Annotated in this window: 17 protein-coding genes; all 17 read right to left on the reverse strand. The window is 27.1% G+C overall.

Annotation, left to right across the window (positions count from 1 at the left end; translation table 11 throughout):
* Positions 1 to 206: 206 nt before the first annotated feature.
* Positions 207 to 1,745, reverse strand: coding sequence for a flagellin lysine-N-methylase (gene fliB, locus OREMA_RS0110250; RefSeq protein ID WP_018249175.1), 1,539 nt, complete (start codon positions 1,743 to 1,745; stop codon positions 207 to 209).
* Positions 1,746 to 1,757: 12 nt separating this feature from the next.
* Positions 1,758 to 2,132 carry a flagellar export chaperone FliS gene (gene fliS / locus OREMA_RS0110255; protein ID WP_018249176.1) on the reverse strand — a complete coding sequence of 125 codons (375 nt, stop codon included), beginning with the start codon at positions 2,130 to 2,132 and terminating at the stop codon, positions 1,758 to 1,760.
* Between the two features lie 58 nt (positions 2,133 to 2,190).
* Complete coding sequence (fliS, locus tag OREMA_RS0110260) at positions 2,191 to 2,601, reverse strand: flagellar export chaperone FliS (protein WP_018249177.1); 411 nt, start codon at positions 2,599 to 2,601, stop codon at positions 2,191 to 2,193.
* A 156-nt stretch (positions 2,602 to 2,757) separates the two neighbouring features.
* Positions 2,758 to 4,602 carry a motility associated factor glycosyltransferase family protein gene (locus OREMA_RS0110265; RefSeq protein ID WP_018249178.1) on the reverse strand — a complete coding sequence of 615 codons (1,845 nt, stop codon included), beginning with the start codon at positions 4,600 to 4,602 and terminating at the stop codon, positions 2,758 to 2,760.
* Between the two features lie 250 nt (positions 4,603 to 4,852).
* Complete coding sequence (rfbA, locus tag OREMA_RS0110270) at positions 4,853 to 5,716, reverse strand: glucose-1-phosphate thymidylyltransferase RfbA (protein WP_018249179.1); 864 nt, start codon at positions 5,714 to 5,716, stop codon at positions 4,853 to 4,855.
* A 56-nt stretch (positions 5,717 to 5,772) separates the two neighbouring features.
* Positions 5,773 to 6,828, reverse strand: a complete 1,056-nt coding sequence (rfbB, locus tag OREMA_RS17655; protein ID WP_040657415.1) for a dTDP-glucose 4,6-dehydratase — start codon at positions 6,826 to 6,828, stop codon at positions 5,773 to 5,775.
* A gap of 63 nt (positions 6,829 to 6,891) precedes the next feature.
* The gene (locus tag OREMA_RS0110280) at positions 6,892 to 8,010 is read right to left on the reverse strand and encodes a DegT/DnrJ/EryC1/StrS family aminotransferase (RefSeq protein WP_018249181.1); all 1,119 of its coding nucleotides are present in this window, start codon (positions 8,008 to 8,010) and stop codon (positions 6,892 to 6,894) included.
* 157 nt (positions 8,011 to 8,167) lie between these two features.
* Positions 8,168 to 9,061 (reverse strand): hypothetical protein, encoded by an 894-nt coding sequence (locus tag OREMA_RS0110285; protein WP_018249182.1) that lies wholly within the window; start codon positions 9,059 to 9,061, stop codon positions 8,168 to 8,170.
* Positions 9,061 to 9,999, reverse strand: coding sequence for a glycoside hydrolase family protein (locus tag OREMA_RS0110290; RefSeq protein ID WP_018249183.1), 939 nt, complete (start codon positions 9,997 to 9,999; stop codon positions 9,061 to 9,063). The genes OREMA_RS0110285 and OREMA_RS0110290 overlap by 1 nt, the downstream gene beginning before the upstream one ends.
* A gap of 2 nt (positions 10,000 to 10,001) precedes the next feature.
* Positions 10,002 to 10,661, reverse strand: a complete 660-nt coding sequence (locus tag OREMA_RS0110295; protein ID WP_018249184.1) for an acetyltransferase — start codon at positions 10,659 to 10,661, stop codon at positions 10,002 to 10,004.
* A 40-nt stretch (positions 10,662 to 10,701) separates the two neighbouring features.
* Positions 10,702 to 11,400: a WbqC family protein gene (locus OREMA_RS0110300; RefSeq protein ID WP_018249185.1), complete on the reverse strand. Its 699-nt coding sequence runs from the start codon at positions 11,398 to 11,400 to the stop codon at positions 10,702 to 10,704.
* Between the two features lie 49 nt (positions 11,401 to 11,449).
* A complete protein-coding gene (locus OREMA_RS0110305) occupies positions 11,450 to 13,804 on the reverse strand; it encodes a glycosyltransferase family protein (protein WP_018249186.1) in 2,355 nt (784 codons plus the stop codon).
* Between the two features lie 41 nt (positions 13,805 to 13,845).
* Entirely contained in the window at positions 13,846 to 15,315 is a 1,470-nt protein-coding gene (locus OREMA_RS0110310) for a motility associated factor glycosyltransferase family protein (protein WP_018249187.1), read from the reverse strand.
* Between the two features lie 146 nt (positions 15,316 to 15,461).
* Positions 15,462 to 16,517, reverse strand: a complete 1,056-nt coding sequence (locus tag OREMA_RS0110315) for a hypothetical protein (protein WP_018249188.1) — start codon at positions 16,515 to 16,517, stop codon at positions 15,462 to 15,464.
* Positions 16,518 to 16,535: 18 nt separating this feature from the next.
* Positions 16,536 to 17,537 (reverse strand): hypothetical protein, encoded by a 1,002-nt coding sequence (locus OREMA_RS0110320; protein ID WP_018249189.1) that lies wholly within the window; start codon positions 17,535 to 17,537, stop codon positions 16,536 to 16,538.
* 45 nt (positions 17,538 to 17,582) lie between these two features.
* Positions 17,583 to 18,170, reverse strand: a complete 588-nt coding sequence (locus OREMA_RS0110325) for a hypothetical protein (protein ID WP_018249190.1) — start codon at positions 18,168 to 18,170, stop codon at positions 17,583 to 17,585.
* 638 nt (positions 18,171 to 18,808) lie between these two features.
* Positions 18,809 to 20,407: a flagellar filament capping protein FliD gene (gene fliD, locus OREMA_RS0110330; protein ID WP_018249191.1), complete on the reverse strand. Its 1,599-nt coding sequence runs from the start codon at positions 20,405 to 20,407 to the stop codon at positions 18,809 to 18,811.
* Between the last annotated feature and the right edge of the window lie 116 nt (positions 20,408 to 20,523).

The following is a 20,523-nucleotide window of genomic DNA, read 5'->3' on the forward strand; positions in this document are numbered from 1 at the left end:
AGGTATCATAAAAATTTTTAAATAAACGACAAAATTCTAATAATAATTAAATTTAAAGTAATTAATTATAATTTAAAAATTACTATTCTTTATCTAAAGCTTATTTAGCCTTAAAACAAAAATGGCTAGTTCATTTATATAACGTCATTAACAATTCTTTTTGAGAATATTTTTGTTCACTTATCACACTAATCATTTAATACTAGTTAATTTTTAATCAGAACAGTCATATAAGCAAGAGTATCAAACTCATTTTCTTTAATAAATTCATATACACTCTTAAAATAACTAGAATCATGTTCAAGAACACGGGAAAACGTTCCTATTAAATCTATCACTACTTCAACACTTAAACCCTTATGAAAAGCAGATAAGCCAATTAGTAACATCTTTATTATAGAGTAATGAATAATAAATAATACATACTCATCAAATAATGATTTATCACTTCCTAAAGGAAATAAATTTTTAAAAATATAATTAACAAGGTAATTTTCTAAAAGATATTCATGTTGCTGCATAAATAGTTTATAATAAACTCTATAAGACTCTCTATATCTATTAACTGATTCTTCTAAACTTTCTCCAGCTATTGTAATACCTTTTATAGCTTCTTTTAATTTACTGAAATAATTGTTATTAATATTATTATTGATTTTCATATTAATAATTTTATTTAAGATTTGAATTTGTATATCTTCTTTGCTAGAAATTTTTGATATATCAAAATTAAACTTATTTTTATTTAACATCTTATAATAGTCTATAACCTCTGATATATCTTCTACCTTATCATTTTGAATATTCTTTTCTAAACTATTGCATATAATCCCCAAGAAAATTAATCTTTCCTTTAAACTATATTCTCTATTTTGTAATAGTCCTATAGACAAACTTCTTATTTCTTTGAAATATTTTTTAGGATTGTTATCTTTAATTTTTTCTGTATTGAAATTTATATTAACATTTCTATCAAACAGATAATCATTTACATATTCAAATTTGATTCCACTCTTATTCAAAAGTGCTAATCTCCTTATTTCAGGACAGGACATAGTTGCAGAAACTTCTAAAATATTATCAACTAAGTTAATAGTAGTTCTGGGATATATAGCACAAGTATCACACAAATAATTTTCACCCTTCTTTAAATGTATATTACATAACTCATCTTTAGTTAAAAAAGGGCAAGAATTATCTTCTTTTAATTTTATATATGCATAGCTAGAATTATTCTCATCAGATTTATTAATTTTTATATTATTATTTATAGTTTTTTTTAAACCTTCATCTTCTATCTGCTGATAAAGTTGATAACTATCTTGATCTACTAATACTCTCCAACCCTTACAGCAACTTTCCTCACAGTTTGAAGCAATACACTTGAATTTTTTCATATAAGTGGGAAGTAATGCTTTATATCTAAATTCCACTTCCAAATTGTCCTTTAAATCTTGCAAAATATTAATTACCTTATTCAGTAATTCTAAATCTCTATTATAAGTAAATTCAATTAATAGTCTGTTTATATCTTGATGGATATTATATAAAGTTTCTACTAATTCACCTAATTCATCTACATCTAGACTATTCATTAATTTAATTTTAATCTCTTTTATCTTATTTTCAATTAAATCTAACTGATTTTCTTCTAATCCTTCTTTAATCTCTAAACACGATACAATTAAGCCATCATATAAATCAACTATTTTTTTTATTTTTTTAGAATAGATTATTTGAGCCATATTATTTACTCCTTAATCAGAAGTGTTATTATTCTCCTTTGTTTTTTTAAAGGCATCTTCCCACCCTGCTTTCAATTCTTCTAATAAACTCAATACTTCTTTAAGTATTTCAGGATCTTTTCGAATATTTGCTTGGATTAACCTATGATTTATATATTCATATAAATTATATAGGTTATTTGCTATTTCTCCTCCCTTTTTGATATCTAAAGTTACTGTCAATTCATTTACAATTGCTTGTACTTTCTTTATCTTCTCATTTGCCGACTGAAATTCACCACTTATAAACTTTTCTTTAGCCTGATTACAAAAATTAATTCCACCTTCATATAACATTAATAGCATTTCTTCTTGAGACAGGTTTTGTTCATTTAAATTAATGCTCATTAAATTTCCACCTCTCGAACTTACATAATAAAATTAAAATTAATAGATATCATCTAAACTATTTTTGAATACTCAGATTTTGATTATTTTTCTTTTGCTTTAGTTTTTTTATTACTTCCATCCAACTTTCCTTTAAATCTTCTAGTAAAGAAATTACCTCATCTACTATCTTTGGCTCTTTTCTAATATTAGATTGAACTAGTCTTCTATTCATATACTCATATAAGCTATACAAATTTTGAGCTATTTCTCCACCTTTATCCATATCTAGTGTAACTATTAATTCATTTATAATTGCTTGTGTCCTTTTTAATTTATTATTAGCTAAATCAATTTTCCCCTCTTCCATAGCCTTTTTAGCTTGGTTTCCAAATTTAATAGCTCCATTATATAACATAATTAACAACTGTTCTTGACTAGCAGTTTCATATTGAGATTTTTTATATTTTTGATATTGTTTATTAGACATAATTATTACCTCCTCATTCAAATTCATCTTCTTATTATATACAAATTCTTTTTTAGAAAATAAAATCCTTTCCTACAATCAAGATTTTACTAATAAAAATTAGGAACTACTGTATTAATCAGCATAAAGAGTTAAAATATCATTAATATTTTCATATCAGATAATTTTTTTATATTTCTTCTTTAATATTTTTAATACCTTATCTGACCCAATAATTAATTTATTATAAAAATCTACAAAATCATTGAAAAGGGTCAAGTTATTAGCTGATTTATAGTCATTATTAGTATCTTTTAAATAAAATTCATACAACTCTGATTCAAATAATATAATATTATCTTTTAGTTTATTAATTTTTTGATTAACTCTTTCTAATTTTAATTGTATTATATTACCTTCTTGAATACTTGAAGATTCAATCATATTATCTATTAAGTACAGCCCTTTATTAGCTATTTTTTTTATTTCAATTAAACTTGTCAATGTACTTTCTAACTCTTTAACAAATCTATCAATACCATAGGGCTTAAAAGCATTAACCTTATCTAACAAATTATCCTTAAGGCTTATTTCTTGTTGGCAATAAATTTTTATCGCTTCCTGTAATCTCATTACTTTAGTTCCTGCTATCTTGGCTCCACCTTCAGTTGCATCAATAAATTCTTTTTTTTCATTTCTATGTTCTCTTACTATTTTTATATTTTCATTAAACCATAATAGAAAATTATAATAATCCCTCCTAGTCCAAACCAATTCACCTTTTATATCTTCAATTTGAAAACACTCATAATCTTCATCATCTCTATTTGGTTGTATTGCTCCTTTAACATGAGTATTGTTCACACTATTATTATTAGACTTAAAAGACAAATCTTGACCTACAAACACAATCGGGTCTGCTTCTAAGTAAACAGCTAAACCAAAAGCTGAATGAGAAACTGAACCACCAGATAATATTCTGCCCTTATACCCAATATACCTCTCTATCCATCTCATTATATAATCTTCACCTGGGATACAAGTTAATATGATTGGACCTGACCAATCTCTAAATACTTGGGGTTTAACCCGAGGAGAGGCTGCTAAAATAACATTTTCTAATCGACTATAATCAATCCCCTCAAAATGTTTAAGTATTTCTTTGTTACCATCAATAACACAAACAACATCTGGGATTATTCCTGCATTTAATAAAGGTTTCAGGGAAGTATTTACAGCAATTATTAAAGCTTTTCCCTTCGCTTTTTTTAGATCATTGATATTTTTATTTAAAGATGGCCCAGCTGAGACTATTATTGCTGGTTGACCTTTTCCTAGAGTTTTTATATCTTCTACTCCAATACTATTAATAATAATATCTAAATTATTTAATATATTTTGATTCCAGATTACACCATCCTCCCTAGTAGTAATTTGATTTCTCATTAATTTATTACGACACTTAACAACTTGTTCTAATGCCAAATGATAATACTTAGAAAAACACTTAAATACTGCAGGTAATTTAATAATCTCTATTTTCTCAAATACTGAGCCAATATTTAAGCTAATAAAGTCAAATATTTCACTATCCTCTATTTCTTCTTTTTGTAATAAATAGAAGTTTTCAGAAGATAGAAGGGAAGTAAAATCGTGATATTTTAATGCTTCTTTAATAATTAATGGATTCTTTTCTATTACAAATAGTTTTTTATTTGTAGATTTTACCTTTTCAAATAATTCTAAAATATGATATCCCAAACCAAATCCCATAACAACTATTATAGTAGCATTATTTAATTCACTTTTGCTAATGATCCTCTCCGCTTCTCTTTCTGGATCATATTTGCTGTGTAAATAAACATATTCTTTATTAGTTTCTTCATTAGCAATTTTAATTGTTTTAGAATTATTTTTAGTCTCTTCTAACTGGTATTTAATAGTTTTTTCACTTTTATCATTGATTTTCTCTGCTAAATTTGGAAATTTTAGCTTTAATGCTTGTAAGTTATTTCCTAACATAATTTATATCTCCTCAGCAAATATATAATATTTAATAGATTTACTCTATTATAGCTCCATCAAATCAATATATTTTATTAAGCAAGTTTAAAAAATATATATAAATATTCTTCTATATTAATAGAATCTTCCTATAAAAAACAAATATAATGCAGTTGAATTTAAAACCAAAAAGACCTTGCTATGATTAATAATAAATTTGCTGTAATATTATTATCGGTAATATGTTTATAAACTTTAAATATAATTTTTAGTCTATTAGACTAAACAAATATTCTCCATAACTTGTCTTCTTTAAAGGTGTTGCTAATTTTAATACCTGATCTTCATCTATATACCCTAGTCTATAGGCTATTTCTTCTATACAAGCTATATACAAACCCTGTCTTTTCTGTATAGCTTCAACAAAATTAGCAGCATTCAGTAATCCATCATGTGTTCCTGTATCAAGCCATGCCATTCCTCTTCCCAATAGTTCTACTTTAAGCTGATCTTGCTTTAAGTATTCTTTATTTACATCTGTTATCTCTAATTCTCCCCTAGATGAAGGAGAAAGGCTTTGAGCTATCTCTACTACTTGGTTATCATAAAAGTATAATCCAGGTACTACATAATTAGACTTAGGGGTATCAGGTTTTTCTTCTAATGATAACACTCTCTTGTTATTATCAAATTCAACTACACCAAATGATGTAGGATCTTTTAAATAATAGCCAAAAATAAGACCTCCCTCATCTAAATTAGTAGCTCTATTTAATATTCTACTCAATCCCTGACCATAGAAAATATTATCTCCTAAAATTAATGCTACATTATCATTAGCAATAAAATTTCTAGCAAGTATAAAGGCTTCTGCAATTCCTCTTGCTTCCTCTTGTATAGAATAACGAAAGGAGAGTCCTAACTGGCTACCATCTCCTAATAAACTTTTGTATAAATTTAAGTCTCTAGGAGTAGAGATAATGAGTATTTCTCTAATTCCAGCTAACATTAAAACAGATAAAGGATAATATATCATAGGTTTATCATATATGGGCAATAAATGCTTGGATATACTTTTAGTTATTGGATATAGCCTAGTTCCAGAACCACCTGCCAAAATTATTCCTTTCATCTTTATCATCCTTTTTAATTAAAAGCTTAAATTTTTGAATTAATAAATAATCAAATTTAACTATTACTTCTAACTTGTTTAATCCAGTCTTGGTTTTCTAAGTACCATCTTATAGTTTTCTCAATGCCAACTTCATAATCAATATTAGGCTTCCAATTAACCTCTTGTTGAATTTTAGTTGAATTAATAGCATATCTTTTATCATGGCCAAGTCTATCTTTGACAAATTTTATTAAATTATAATTTATATTTGATATGTCAACCTTTAAAACATCTTTATAATCTTGGTTTTCATTAATAATTTTTTTTAGACTATCTATTATGAATTTTACCAACTCTATATTTTCCCGTTCATTGTTAGACCCTATATTATATACTTCGCCATTTCTCCCCTTTTTTATAATTCTATCGATAGCTTTAACATGGTCTTCAACATAAATCCAATCTCTTATATTTTTACCATCACCATAAACAGGTATTTTTTTACCTTCTACTATATTTTGAATTATTACAGGTATTAATTTTTCAGGATATTGCTTTGGACCATAATTATTAGAACATCTACTTATTATCGCTGGAAATTTATATGTATCTACATATGACTTCACTATTAAGTCGGCACTTGCTTTAGAAGCTGCATAAGGAGATCTAGGAGATAAAGAAGTTTCTTCAGTAAAATAGCCTTCATTTTCTAAAGAACCATAAACTTCATCAGTAGATACTTGTACAAATTTGACCTTATCTATATATACCTGCTCTTTAACTTGCCATCTATTTTTAGCTATTTCTAATAAATTTTGAGTTCCCAATACATTCGTCTCTAAAAATATTTGAGAATTATTTATAGATCTATCAACATGTGATTCAGCTGCAAAATTGATAACATAATCTATCACATAATTATTAAAAATATACTCTACTAACTCTTTATTTGCTATATCACCTTTAATAAAATCTATTTTATCAATTACATCTTTTAATGTTATTAAATTACCTGCATAAGTTAGCTTATCTAAAACTATCACATTTATATTATTATATTTTTCAAGCAGATACTTTACAAAATTAGAACCTATAAAACCAGCCCCACCAGTAACTAAATATGTCTTTATCTTCCTCACCTCTTTTCTGAATACATGAATTTATTATTTTATCTGAATATATTTTTTAACTTGTTAGGAACTAAGATCAAAAATACAATTACAAATATAATCAACTTCTTGATTAGTTAAATCTCCATAAATAGGAAGTGATAAAACTCTATCTGCTAAAAAATTCGCATTAGTTAAGTGTCCTTTTAAAATATCTTTATCACGATAACTATCATAATTACTACATAATGGAGTATAGTATTTCTTTGTATAAATATTATTTTTAATTAGTTTCTCAAATAATTCATCCCTACTAAAATGGAACTCATCTGTAACTATAATAGGAAAATAAGCATAATTGTACTTTATGTTATCTTGTTCTTTTAAATAACTAATCCCACTTATATCTTTTAATTTTTCTCTATATTGTTTAGCTATATCTTTTCTTTTTTCTATTTCTTGCTGATAATAATTTAGATTTAATAACCCCATTATTGCTTGGAATTCATTCATTTTAGCATTTGTCCCTACTAATTGCGGACCTTTCCCCTTACAATATCCAAAGTTTCTTAGCAATTCTAACTTCTCTTTTAAAGAAACATCTTTATAAGTTAATACTCCTCCTTCAATTGAATTAAATACTTTAGTAGCATGTAAACTAAACATTGATATATATCCAAAATTGGCTATTGATTCTCCATTTATTTCAACTCCAAAGGCTTGAGCAGCATCATATATGACTTTTAAATTATACTTATTAGCTATTTCTTCGATTTTTTGTACATTAGCAGGATTACCAAAGATATGTACTGCTAATATAGCAGAAGTTTTTTCAGTAATTAAACTCTCTATTTTTTCAGGATCTATATTAAATGTATTCAATTCTATATCACAAAAAACTGGTATAAGTCCATTAGAAACAATTACATGAGAGGTAGCTGCAAAGGTAAAGGGAGTTGTTATTACTTCTCCGTCTAAATCTAGAGCTTTAATAGCTAAATCTAAAGCAAGAGTCCCATTTACAAATAAAGATAAATTATCCACTTCTAAGTGATCTTCTAAACATCTTTCAAATTTTTTATGTTTAGGGCCATTATTAGTTAGCCATTTACTACTCCAGATATCTTTCATTGCTTCATAATATTCTTCTATAGGAGGTAAAAATGGTTTAGTAACCAAAATTGATTCTTTAATTCTACTCATAATATTCCTCCAGTTTAACAAAATTTATTATTAAATATATTATATTTTCACTATAAATAATCACAAGTCTAACTATTATATACTATCAATTTAAATTTAATAAATTTTTATAACTAAAAAATATAATTTTATAGAGTTTAAAATATTACTAAATTTATTAATATAGATGTGGTTTAACAAATGATAAATTATAACCTAATTTTTCATAAGATTGAATAATATTAAATTTTTTCAAATAATATATTAATGTTTCTTTTTTCCATCTTTCTAAACTTTCAAATCTTTCCCTTGGATCAAATTCCTTATTATCCATTTTATGTTTGTTAATTTTACCTACCCTATAAACATTATCCAAGTATTCCTGTGTTACTTTCACTTTATTATCAGTTACTCTTTCTATTAATTGGGTTAGTACTTTTGGATTTTGTGTAATCTCTTCCATCTTAACTTCTCCCATATAATTTATAAATGGAATTTTATAAATATTTTTACAGGCATCTATATCTAGCTTTAAACTTCCAAGTACTCTTGCTGCACCAAAAAAAGCAAGGTTTTCATATTTTCCAGGTGCTAACTTGTATTTTTCACATATATAATAAATAAAATCCTTATCTTCTAAAACCTTACCCAAAGTCCAATATAATTCATTTATATCAGTTTTGAATAAATCTTTAAATTGACCAAACCCAGACCAAACCAAAGAAATTGGATTTCTTATAAGATTAACAACATTATACATCCGTTTTGATACCTTAAACCTATTATATTGCACTGGTAAATCTCTTAATCTATATAAGTGTACAGAACCATAAGAAATTGCATTACCATAATTTTCAATATAATCATAACTCTTATCGATTGGAATATTATGTCTATTTTTATATCCATCATGAAATTCTTTTAACTTTTCTTTAATATCATTAGACAACTTTTCATTTATCAGATTAGCTGCACTATGAGAAGCTATTATATCTTCATGTTGATTCAATACATAAGCTAGCCAATTGCTAGCACTCCAGCCATGACTTGCTATAATAAAATTATTATTCATTAATACTCCTCCAATACAGCATACCCAAACCCACTTTTACCAAAAGTATTTCCATTATAAATTATATATCTTTTCCCATTATGGTCATAAACAAATGGATATTCTATCATCTTACTATCCCAACCATCTTCACTTACATCGATACCAACTTTCTCATCCATTCTATCCCAATCGATTCCATTGTGAGATTCTGCATAGCCTATTCTATAACTATTAGATGTATTTTCTCTATAATTTTGAAGATTTCTATGGGCATACCACATTTTATATATATCATCATCTTTTAATACACAAGCTCTGACTATTCCACACTCATTCTCATCCTTATAATCTATTGCAATTTGCCCTTCCCTTTTCCAGTCAATACCATTATTTGATTCTGCATATTTAATATGATAAAAAGGCTCACTTTTACCATTATATTTAACCCACTTTGTGTTTGATAGATACCACATCTTCCATATACCATTCTCTCTTAAAATATAGGGAACAGCACTATAATATGGCTCTTTATAATTTCTATCAAATAAAGGTCCTTCTGAAAACTTTTCAAACGTTACTCCACCATCATTACTTATTGCTAGTCCAATAGAATTGTGATAAGCTATTGTATTCCTAACATTCCAGCCAAGATAATACATCCAAACCTCTCCATTTACATCAATAACATGTGAGGGCATTACACCACAATCATCAAACATACCATCTTTCCCATGTGAAATAACTGGTTTATCATGAATATATGTTATGTTTTGGGGATCATTTGCCTCAACCTCTATAAAGGAAATATGTGATCTATTTTTTACATCTCTTGTAGCAAAATATATTCTTAATTTATTTTCAGTTAATTTATATACAGTTGGAAGTGAGGCATGAGTTTTATTCCAAAAATAATCTCCACTCGGCTTGTAAATCAGACCTTTCTTCTGCCATTTCACAATTATATCCTCCTTAATCTATTACTTGGTACTTTTGATTTTTCTGTCCCTTTGGGAGAAAAAACAGCCATATCATCTGTATTTTTTAAAATAATTGCTGAAGCTCCAATTACATTTTCTTTTCCAATTGTAACATTATCTCTAATTGTCACATTAACTCCTATAAAGGTATATTCCCCTACTGTTACACTTCCTGATACTACAACATGTGAAGCCAAAAAACAATTATCTTCAATGGTTGTATGATGACCTATATGATTACCACTCCATAAAATACAATTATCACCTATTTTAGTGAAGGGCTGAATAACGTTATCTTCAAGAACAAAGCAATTTTCACCAATTGAACTAGCATAACAAGTAGCCTTTGAACTTATATAACTTATAAAACCATATCCTTTTTTCTTAGCATCTTTATATTTTTCAGTTCTAATCATATTTACTTTTTTATAACTTATTGGTATAAACATTTTATATTCATCTGGAGGATATTGATCTACAACTTTTTCATATTCTATAACTGGCAATTGATGAAATTTGTCTTCTTTCATATATTCTTTATCAACGGTAAAAGCAACAACCTCATGTTCACTATCATTTTTTAAATAAAAATGAGCTAACTCAGCTATCTGTCCTATACCAAATATTATTACTTTTGCCATTATGACTTGCCTCCTTATAAGATTATTTTTATAAAAATATTTAAACCAATTTATATTTTTCTAATAAGAGTTTTATTTTATCCTTAGAATTAAACATTAGTATATCAATGATTGATAAATTTGGAATGAATTCATTCTTGTATTGTTTATATTTTATATCTTCAGCCTTAATAAAATATAATTCTATTCCTTCTCTTATAAATTCCTCTTTAGAGTATAATTCATACCCTCCAATTGGATTTATATATATACCCGCTTCTAATTCTTTGCATATTTCCAAAATCTTATTTTGTCCTATTAGTTCATTATCCTTTTTTATTTTAGAAGAAATAATAAATTCTGTATTAAAATCTAAATAATTTGCTATACCTTTCAAACTGAATTCTATAAATTTAACTAAATTACTTTCATCATTTAGCATTATTTCCTCTATTAAAGGAAAAACTTGATCATAATATGGTGCTTTAACATATGCATGTCTAATTGTCTTTAATAACTTCTTTTTCTGCCTTTCACCATCATGTATAACGATTTGATTTATAAGCTTACTTTGGCTAGCTCCACTCAAAGCTAAGGTTATCATATGTGCCTCACCATTTAAAAGTATACGATTTCTATTTATCCATCCTCTATTTATGTAATTAACATCATCATATAAAATGAATTTATCAACTTGATTTATCAACTGAAAATAACCTATATACGGTAAAAAATAAGGTTGCATAATTGCTACTTTCATTTTATATACTCCTCTCAAATCATAGATCATATCCTTTCTACCTTTTAAATCATTCTATATATGACAGTATCTCTTTAGCTCTGTGTAGAAAAGTATGTGACTTAGCCACTTTTTTTTGTCCATTTCTTGTTATCTTTTTTAATTTATCTTCATTATCCAATAATTTATTTAATATATTGGGTAATTGGTCAATTTCTTTCCATTTATAATATATAATATCTTCATTATCTTTAAAATTATTTCTTAAGTATTCATTAGTATTAGTCACTACAGCCGTACCATAATACATACCATTAAATATTCTTTCATGCCCATTGTATGAAAATTCTGGAATCACATTTATTAATATCTTTGATTTTTTTATTTCTTCTATTAATTTTTCAAAATCAATAGAATTGTTAATAGAATACCCTTTCTTATTCTCAATAAATTTATGCCATCCACTACCAAAAACCTTTACGTTAAAACCTTTTAATGCATTTAGCACCTTAATTCTACGATAGTTTCTAGCATACTTATCGACCAATCTAGCACACTTATAAATATCTTTTTTATGATTTCTTTTGAGGTCAATTCCTTTACATTTTAAAATATAATCCACATCATTTTGAATATCTAAAAACTCCTTACTCAATGCATATTCTGCAAGTTCATCAAAAATTTCAGAAATTAACCCGCCAAATTTCAACCATTCAGTTCTAAAAAACTCTGGATCTTTTATAGTACCAGCAAAGAGTATATCATTATCTTTTTCAACAATATTGTTATCAAAGTTAATATGTGCCCCAGCAGGTACAAAAATAGAATCCAAATTTAAAACTTCCTTTATGAATTTTTTATGAGTCTTATCTACACATAATATAGTCTCATTTTCTAAAGGAGATAATAAACGATTATAGTGGTAGACAGGATGATCAGCATATTTACTTACAAAATTAATATTTGGAAAATATGCTAACTCTTCTGTGAAGTATTTTATCACTTTACCATTTACAGCTAGTACAAATTTAACTTTATTAGTTAGCAATATATTAAAGAGATCATCAGTATCATCAGAAGATGAGTCTATAATTTTAGTCTTATATCCCAATTTATTATATATTTGTGATAGATTATCTATAAAATATCTTGCCACATTATATCGACTTTTTCCTTTTAATAGAACTATAACTTCTTTATCTAATTTACTCTGATTCTTTATTTCTAAAGAGTATTTATCAATAAATCTTAAAGCTATATTATTATTACTATCTAAAGACAATAGTTTGTGACAAACATTTCTAAGCTTATCCTTAAGATTTAATTTATTAAGACATTTAGCATATATCTCTAAAATTTTAAAATCAAATTCATAATTCTTTAAATGTCCTTCACATAGTTTTCTGCACTTTTCAAAATCTTTCATTTTAAGATATGTGCAGACTATTTGATAAAAAATATTAAGTTCCATATAGTTAGCTTTATTAGGTACAAGTTCACAACTAAACCCTTTTTCAGATATAAACTTTTTAAATATTTTAAATCGATCTACTTTTAATCTTAAAAGCAAACTCAATAAATCAGCTATATGAGAAAAACTCTTTTTTTTATCTTTTATAGATTCGATAATACTATTACATATCTCTTCTTGCTTTCTTAAATTTATTTTTTTTAAAGAATCAAAATATGATAATAAAAATTCATCTGCTATTTTCTTATCTTGCATCTTATATATTTCTAAAATTATATTATAAATATAATTATATCTACTTATCTCTTGTATTTTTGTTAAATCTAAATTGATTTTATTATTCAATTCTTTTTTAAGAACAACTTTTTCAGTTACTGCTTGTCCATCTGATTGAAATTTAAAAGAAGAACCTTTATAATAATAAACTTTATTTACTTTTTTCTTATTAACCTTCTGCTTAAAATTAAAATTAGATAAACTATCAAAATAACTTGAATTATAATTGCTTTTCATAAAAATGAACAGAGGTTGATATTTATCAAAGTCTAAATTCAAATAAATTTTCCCTTGAAGAGTCTCGTTTTCAGTCCCTGTAAAATTAGATAGTTCTCTATAAAAATCCCTTTTAACATCATTACTATCGAATAACAAAAGCTTATTTCCATTTCTATTACTAATAAAATAAACAAAATCATCAATTAAGGAATTATAACAACGGTAAGATGAAAATATAATATCTTTTATATTTGAAATCAAACTTATTCTCTCAATGTTTTTATTCTTCCCTTTAATATCTTCAATAAAAGAAACCAGCATATCAGGTTTAAAAAACTCATCTCTATAATTAAATCTTTTGATCTCATATCCCTTTTTTTTAAATTGAGTTATTATTTTATTATATCTAATTTGCTTATCCAATTTATAAGATAGACTTACTAATATTTTTTTCGACATAATTAACCCTCTCATTTTAGTTTAAAAAACCAGATGTATTCTTATAACCCCTCTTCAAGTAACCTTTTTATTCTATCCGTTGATAATTTGCTTTTATTAGTCTTAAAGCTATTAATAACTTTTGCTATAATCTCACTTTTATTAATACCTATATCGCAGTATTTATTAATAACATCTTTTAACTTCATTATTTCCGTCCCTTTTATCTTAGCTCCACCCTCGGTAGCATCAATATAGTTAATGGTTGAATACTTCTCTATATACCTTTCAAATCTCTTCAATGGTAAATAATAAGTAAGAGAAGTATATACCTTTTCACCATTAATCCCTTCGACTTCTCTCAATAAAGAAGTATCTACCTTTCTTTCTTCAGAAAATACACTAGAAGCATGAGTTACCCCCTCTTGACTAAAAGCAAAATCTTGACCAACAAATATAATGGGATTACCTCCTAAAATTCTAGCAAAATCTAATGCTGTAATAGCTACTGTATTATTAGTTTCAATCCTTCCTTTATCTACCTCTGAATTTATTTTATTCATACTTATATCTTGTTTAGATAATCCAACTATTTTAGGCCCACTATAACCTTTTACTAATTCGTGATTAGCACCCATAGAATATACCAATGGAATTCCAATACCTTTAATCTCTTTATAAAATCTACTATAACTTGTCTGCACAGGGTCTATTGTTACAATAAAATCAGGATAAATGTGATTATCTAATAAAAGTGGAACAGAAGTATCTACAGAAATAATAATACCTTTATCTTTAACCAACTTTAAATCTTTGATATTATTATTTAATGAGGGTCCAGCTGACACTATAAAAATAGGAACTTCTTCAAAAGTAGATTTAAATTCTTTTACACCTATACTTCGATTAAGTTCCTCAATGTTATTTATGATATTATTACTAATTACTTCAGAAAATCTCTTTTGACTTTTCTGATTAATTTTAATCTCTTCCATTATATCTTTTAGAAATAGAAAAGATTTAGGAATGATTTTAATAGACTGCTGATGTGAAATTACTTTACTATCTTCACTAGAAAATTTTTCTAATAATGATTGTATCTTTCTTAGCAAAAGTTTTTTTTCTTTTTCCAAAATAATATTAACCTGTTTATTTCCCAATACATTAACTAAATTTCGCTTTTCTAAAGCTAATTTAAAAACATCTAAATTAGGAATAATGATATTAAGGTGCTGATTATTATTTAATCTACTTAATATTTTTTCTACATGATAACCAAATCCAAAACCAACTAATATTATTTCTTTAAAACCTTTTAATGAATTAGTTTTTACGAATCTTTCTGCTTCTTTGATAGGATTATATTTGCTATGCAATAATATCTTATTGTTAAAAATCGTCTCTGCTTCCAAAGTAAAATTACCGGTTCTACTTTTCAAAATTTTCAAGTGTCTATCACTCTCTATTTTTGATATAATATTTCTAATCTCTAGTCCCAAACATTTTAAATTTTCCTTATATACGATATTCATTATTATTCACCTAAGCCCTAGTTAATTTATAAATTAATCCCATAGATTTCACCAAAGGATCTAAAGCAAAGGTTTCCCATTGATATTCTTTAATTTTTATTTTTGGTATTCCCTTTGCCAACTCTAAAAAATTAAAACCAATAAAATTATAAAATTTGCTTTGGTACCGGGAAATCAAGTCCATAAAATGACCATAACTTTTCTATCTGATTCATGATATCATTAACTTCTTTACCATCCCAACAATCATAATCATAGTTTCTAGGAGTAATTCTTAATCCAGAAGGTTCACTATCAAAACCATGTTTTTTGAAGAAATCTACTAAAAACATATCCATTTCAGAAAATAGAATAGGAGTTATCTCTCCTTTAGGCAAACCATCTCTCAATATCTCTGTATAAGTGTTCTTCCATTTTATTAGATAATTAACTAAAGCCATTGGAGCATCATCAATTGTAACATCATTATAACTACTCTTTAGGGTATTCTCAAATAAGGAAAAACCTATAGCAGCTGGATGTCTAACTGTAATTAAATAGTTAGCACTATCTCCAAAAATGCGATCTAACAAACTAATAGAATGACTAAATCTAACATTCTTTAGAACAACCTTCTTTTTATCTTTAGCAACTTGATTAATATATACTAAGAACTGGGATAATTGGAAAATAAAATTGTAATAATTTTCTGGTCTTCTCCAGGCTAAATTAGACTCTACGTAAACCCTATTATGTTTATCACCTTTAATAAACATTGGATATGGAATCCCATCATGAACCAAACTCTTTATCATCTTTTGCATTGGCCAATCAAAAGCTCTACTAACTTCACTCTGTAAGTAAGTTCCTCCCGTTCTATTCATCCCAATTATAAAATGAAATTCTTTTCTTCCTATATATTTATTAACGATATCATCTTGCTTATTAATAATAGCATTAAATAATTCTAACACTTCATTGATAAAAATCGCCAATTCTCTTTGGAACTTTGAATCATTTTTTAACTTTTCTTTACCAAGTTGAGACCATCTTTCCATAGTAGCTTGAAACTCCTCACCTTTGTGTCCAGCTAAACCCCTTGCTTCCCACATTTCATCAGGATCAAATCCTCCAATATATTCTATGACTCCACTATGAATAAGCAATTGTATATTAAACTCATTATTAAACGAAATTAAATTCTTCAACTTATTATCTCTCATAATTATTCCTCCATTAATCTATAATAATTCTTTCGGTATAGGAAAATCTATTCCATTAAGATCCCATAAAAGCTCTACCTTTTGAATCTTTTTAGTTATTTCTTCTTGTTGATAGATATTATGATCTTCTTTAGATAGTAGTTTTAAACCAGTAGGAGAACCAGAAAAATTAATTTCTTCAAACAACTTTATTAAGAATTCATCTATTTCAGAAAATAAAATAGGAACAATTTTTTTATTAGCAAGTACAATCCGAGCTATATCCAAGTAATATTTCTCCCATTCAGTAGTAATTTTGTCTATATAACTCTCAATATTACTATCATTAGAAGGATTTGTTCTATTTTTATTTAAATTATCATATTTAGATAAAGCTATAGCAGCTGGATGTCTAACTGGAACTAAATAATTCACACTATTTCCAAATATCTCATCTAATAAAATCAAACAGTTAACAAAAAGATTATTTTTTATAACAACTTTTTCTTGATTAGTCCAATTAATATATACTATAAATTGGCACAGTTGGAATACCAACCCCCAATAATTAGCAGGTTCTCTCCAACCCAAAAAATCATCAGATTCATTAATAATAAAATTTTCATCCGGAAGATTATCCCAAGAAATACTTTTTTCTAACTTTTGTCCAAATGCTCTACTAAGTTCTTCTTCTAGATAATTTCCACCGCTTTCAGGAAAATCCACTATAAGATAAATTTCTTTATCAGCAAGATACTCTTTTCTTACTTCATCCTTTTTCTTTTCATCTTCTGGATTGTCTGTATTACCATGAGTATTTATAGTTAATTTTCGAAACACCTCAATCGATTCATTAACAAAATTAATTATTTTTTCTTTAGATTTCTTATTTTTCATCTCTTCTTTGATTTTTTTTATTTTAACCCTCTTATTTTCTTCAGTTATCTCCATCAAATGTTCTAATATTCCTTGATGAACTGATAATTGAACATTCTTTTTAAAGTTTATTATCATTTCATCAAGCTTATTAAAGTTGTTCATAACATAACCTCCTTAAAGCTTTTTTACTTTATTATAAAAACAAATTTATAATTCTTCATTTACCTCTTTAATAACACTTAAATAACTATTAAGAATAGGCCTTAATTCATATTCTAATATATCTGCTATCAAAACAATATCTTGATTCTCTATAGCAGTTAGCAATTCTTTTAAATTTTCCTGCCAAGCGTCAATAATATTATTCAATTTCTTCATGTCAAAATTAGGAATTTCATACTTGCTGAAATTGCTAACAAACGCATTAATTGCATTATTAAGCCAATTGAAACCTTCTAAAGCTTGCTCTAATAATTCAAAGGCTTGATTTTCATTCCCTCTATTAAATTCATTAACAATATCATCAATACCTAACATAAGTTTAGGAATATATTCTTCAGCTTCACTAAGGCTATCTACAATTAACTTTTCAATTTTGATAGCTTCAATGTCTAATTTCTCAATAGGATTAATCTCTCCTAACTCTAATTCTGATAAGGCAGATAAATCTTCTCCATCTGCTATCACTCTCAATACCACTCCATCATTAGCTTCAATTTCATCTATAATATCACCAAGAGTCTTATATTCTCTATCATCCAAATTAATATCTATTCCATGAATAGTTGTCTTCATATACTAATCCTCCTCAATTATTCTAAAATACATTTACCTTTTACTATTGATTAAATATAATAAAGTGACTTCTTAATTTCAAAGGGAGCTTATGCCAAGTCGATTCGGTAGTACCAGGATCAACATTGCGTATTAATATAGAAGATCGTGGTTATGCCAAGTCGATTCAGTAGTACCAGGATCAACATTGCGTATTAATATAGAAGATCGTGGTTATGCCAAGTCGATTCAGTAGTACCAGGATCAACATTGCGTATAAAATAGGAGATAGTAGTTATCTCCCCTTGAAACTTAGTACCAAGGCATAACCCAAAAGCTCTTCTAAAGTATAAACTAAAAAAGAGCTCTGGGAGTTAGGAGACCTTGATGGCCTTGGCCTTACTAAAGTATGACCCAAAGAACGGGTCTTCATACTGGTTCAACATTTTAAAAGAACCAGTGTTAGAGTCGCTTAGGTATCGAATAAATTAATAATTTTATCTATAAGTCCTTAGAATCATAAAGTATTAATATTATTTATTAAATAGATCAAACTAAACGGGAGAAAAGAACTCAGGAAAAATCCTGAGCTTTTTATTGATATATAATTAATTCAATCTAACAACAGAACTTCCTTTATGCAAATTATAACATAATATCTACTGCATAGAACCAGTCATAGAAGATAACCAACTGCCTTGATTTTGCATTTGTGACATTGCTTGTTCCATAGCAGTAAATTGCTGCCGAAGGTTCTCTTCTCTAATTTCTAATCTTCTCTCCATATCAGCTATATCATCATCTAAATAATCAACTTGCCTCTCTAAAGTATCTATTCTACCGCTAACATACCCTTCAAAAGTATCAGTGGCTAATTCTACATTCTTTTCTATCCGATCCATTACACCATTGACTCCAGTAAACATCTGTTCAACATCTGATAGATCACCAGTTAAAGCATCCTCTAGTTTATCATCATCAATAGATAATTCCCCTTTTTTATCCACTTCAACCCCTAACAAAGATATAGCATTCTTTTCAAATGTCTGAGGCATCTTTAAATCACTTAAAGCTTGACTACTACTACCTGATAAATCAACTGGAGTACTAGTATCACTTTCAATCACTATCTTATTATCATCATTCACAGAAGCAGTAACACCACCAACAGCATTAATTGCAGAAGCAATAGTAGCTAAGTCATCTCCAGTGGCTAAGTTAACAGTAGTACCATTAACAACTAAATCTCCTCCTCCTGATAAAGGAGTATTACTCAACCACTCAGTAGAACTAACTGTATCAGAAGATACCACAGTAGAGTTATATAAAGTAGATTGAATACTACTTAAAGTTGCATCTCCCTGTAATAGAGCTTCCTTATCACCATATTTGTCTAATTTATTTATGACTTTATTATATTGGTTTACAAAAGATTGAATCTTTTCTTTCATAGCTCCAGTATCAGCACCTACTGTCATTGTAAGTTCAGAACTAGTTGTATTCTCCAAATTTAAAGTTACACCATTAAGCACATCATCTACCTCATTACTTTGTCTAGTGATCAACAAACTATCTACTGTAAACTCAGCATTCTGAGCAGTTTGCAACTCATTTTGGATTGCATCAGTACCATTAACTACTCCCAATTCTTGTAATACACCTTCAGCACCATCAGCAAAGGTAAGTGTATTATCTGTCCCAGTATCTACACTTTCAATTACTAAAGTATTATCAACAATTGATGCTTCTACTAATTTATTACCATCACCATCATCATTTTGGTCATCATTATTAATAGCATCCATTACACCATTTAATGAATTATCACCTGTTACACTTATATTCATAGTAGTACCATTAACAATAACATCAAAACTTCCTCCAGCACCACTATTCAAATTCAAATCACTGCTTGAATCAGTCTGCTGAGTAGAAGCAACACGATGAGCTTTAGCTAATTTATTAACCTGAATATTATAACTACCCGAATTGGCACCATCAGTAGCAGTAGCAGTGATGGAACTTTGATCTTCATCACCAAAACTTACAGACATCTCTCCAAAAATATCTTCTAAATCAGTTGCTTTAGTCTTTAATGTATCTAACTGAGTATTAATCTCTTGCCAAGCTTTTATCTCACTATTCATCTCATCTTGCTTCTCTTCCATTCTTCTAACTGGAGCTTCTTCAATATACATCATCTGTTGTATCATACTACTAGTATCTATCCCACTAAATCCCCCAAGACTAATCCCCATTATTAAGACCTCCTTTTTTAAAGCTAAGGATATAACTTCATAATATAAAAAGCCAACCGACAAAAGTGCCGATCGGCTTTACTGGTTATTGACTATTTACTACTAGCCCTTAGCTA

This window comes from Orenia marismortui DSM 5156, from assembly GCF_000379025.1.
GTDB classification, from domain to species: Bacteria; Bacillota; Halanaerobiia; order Halobacteroidales; family Halobacteroidaceae; genus Orenia; species Orenia marismortui.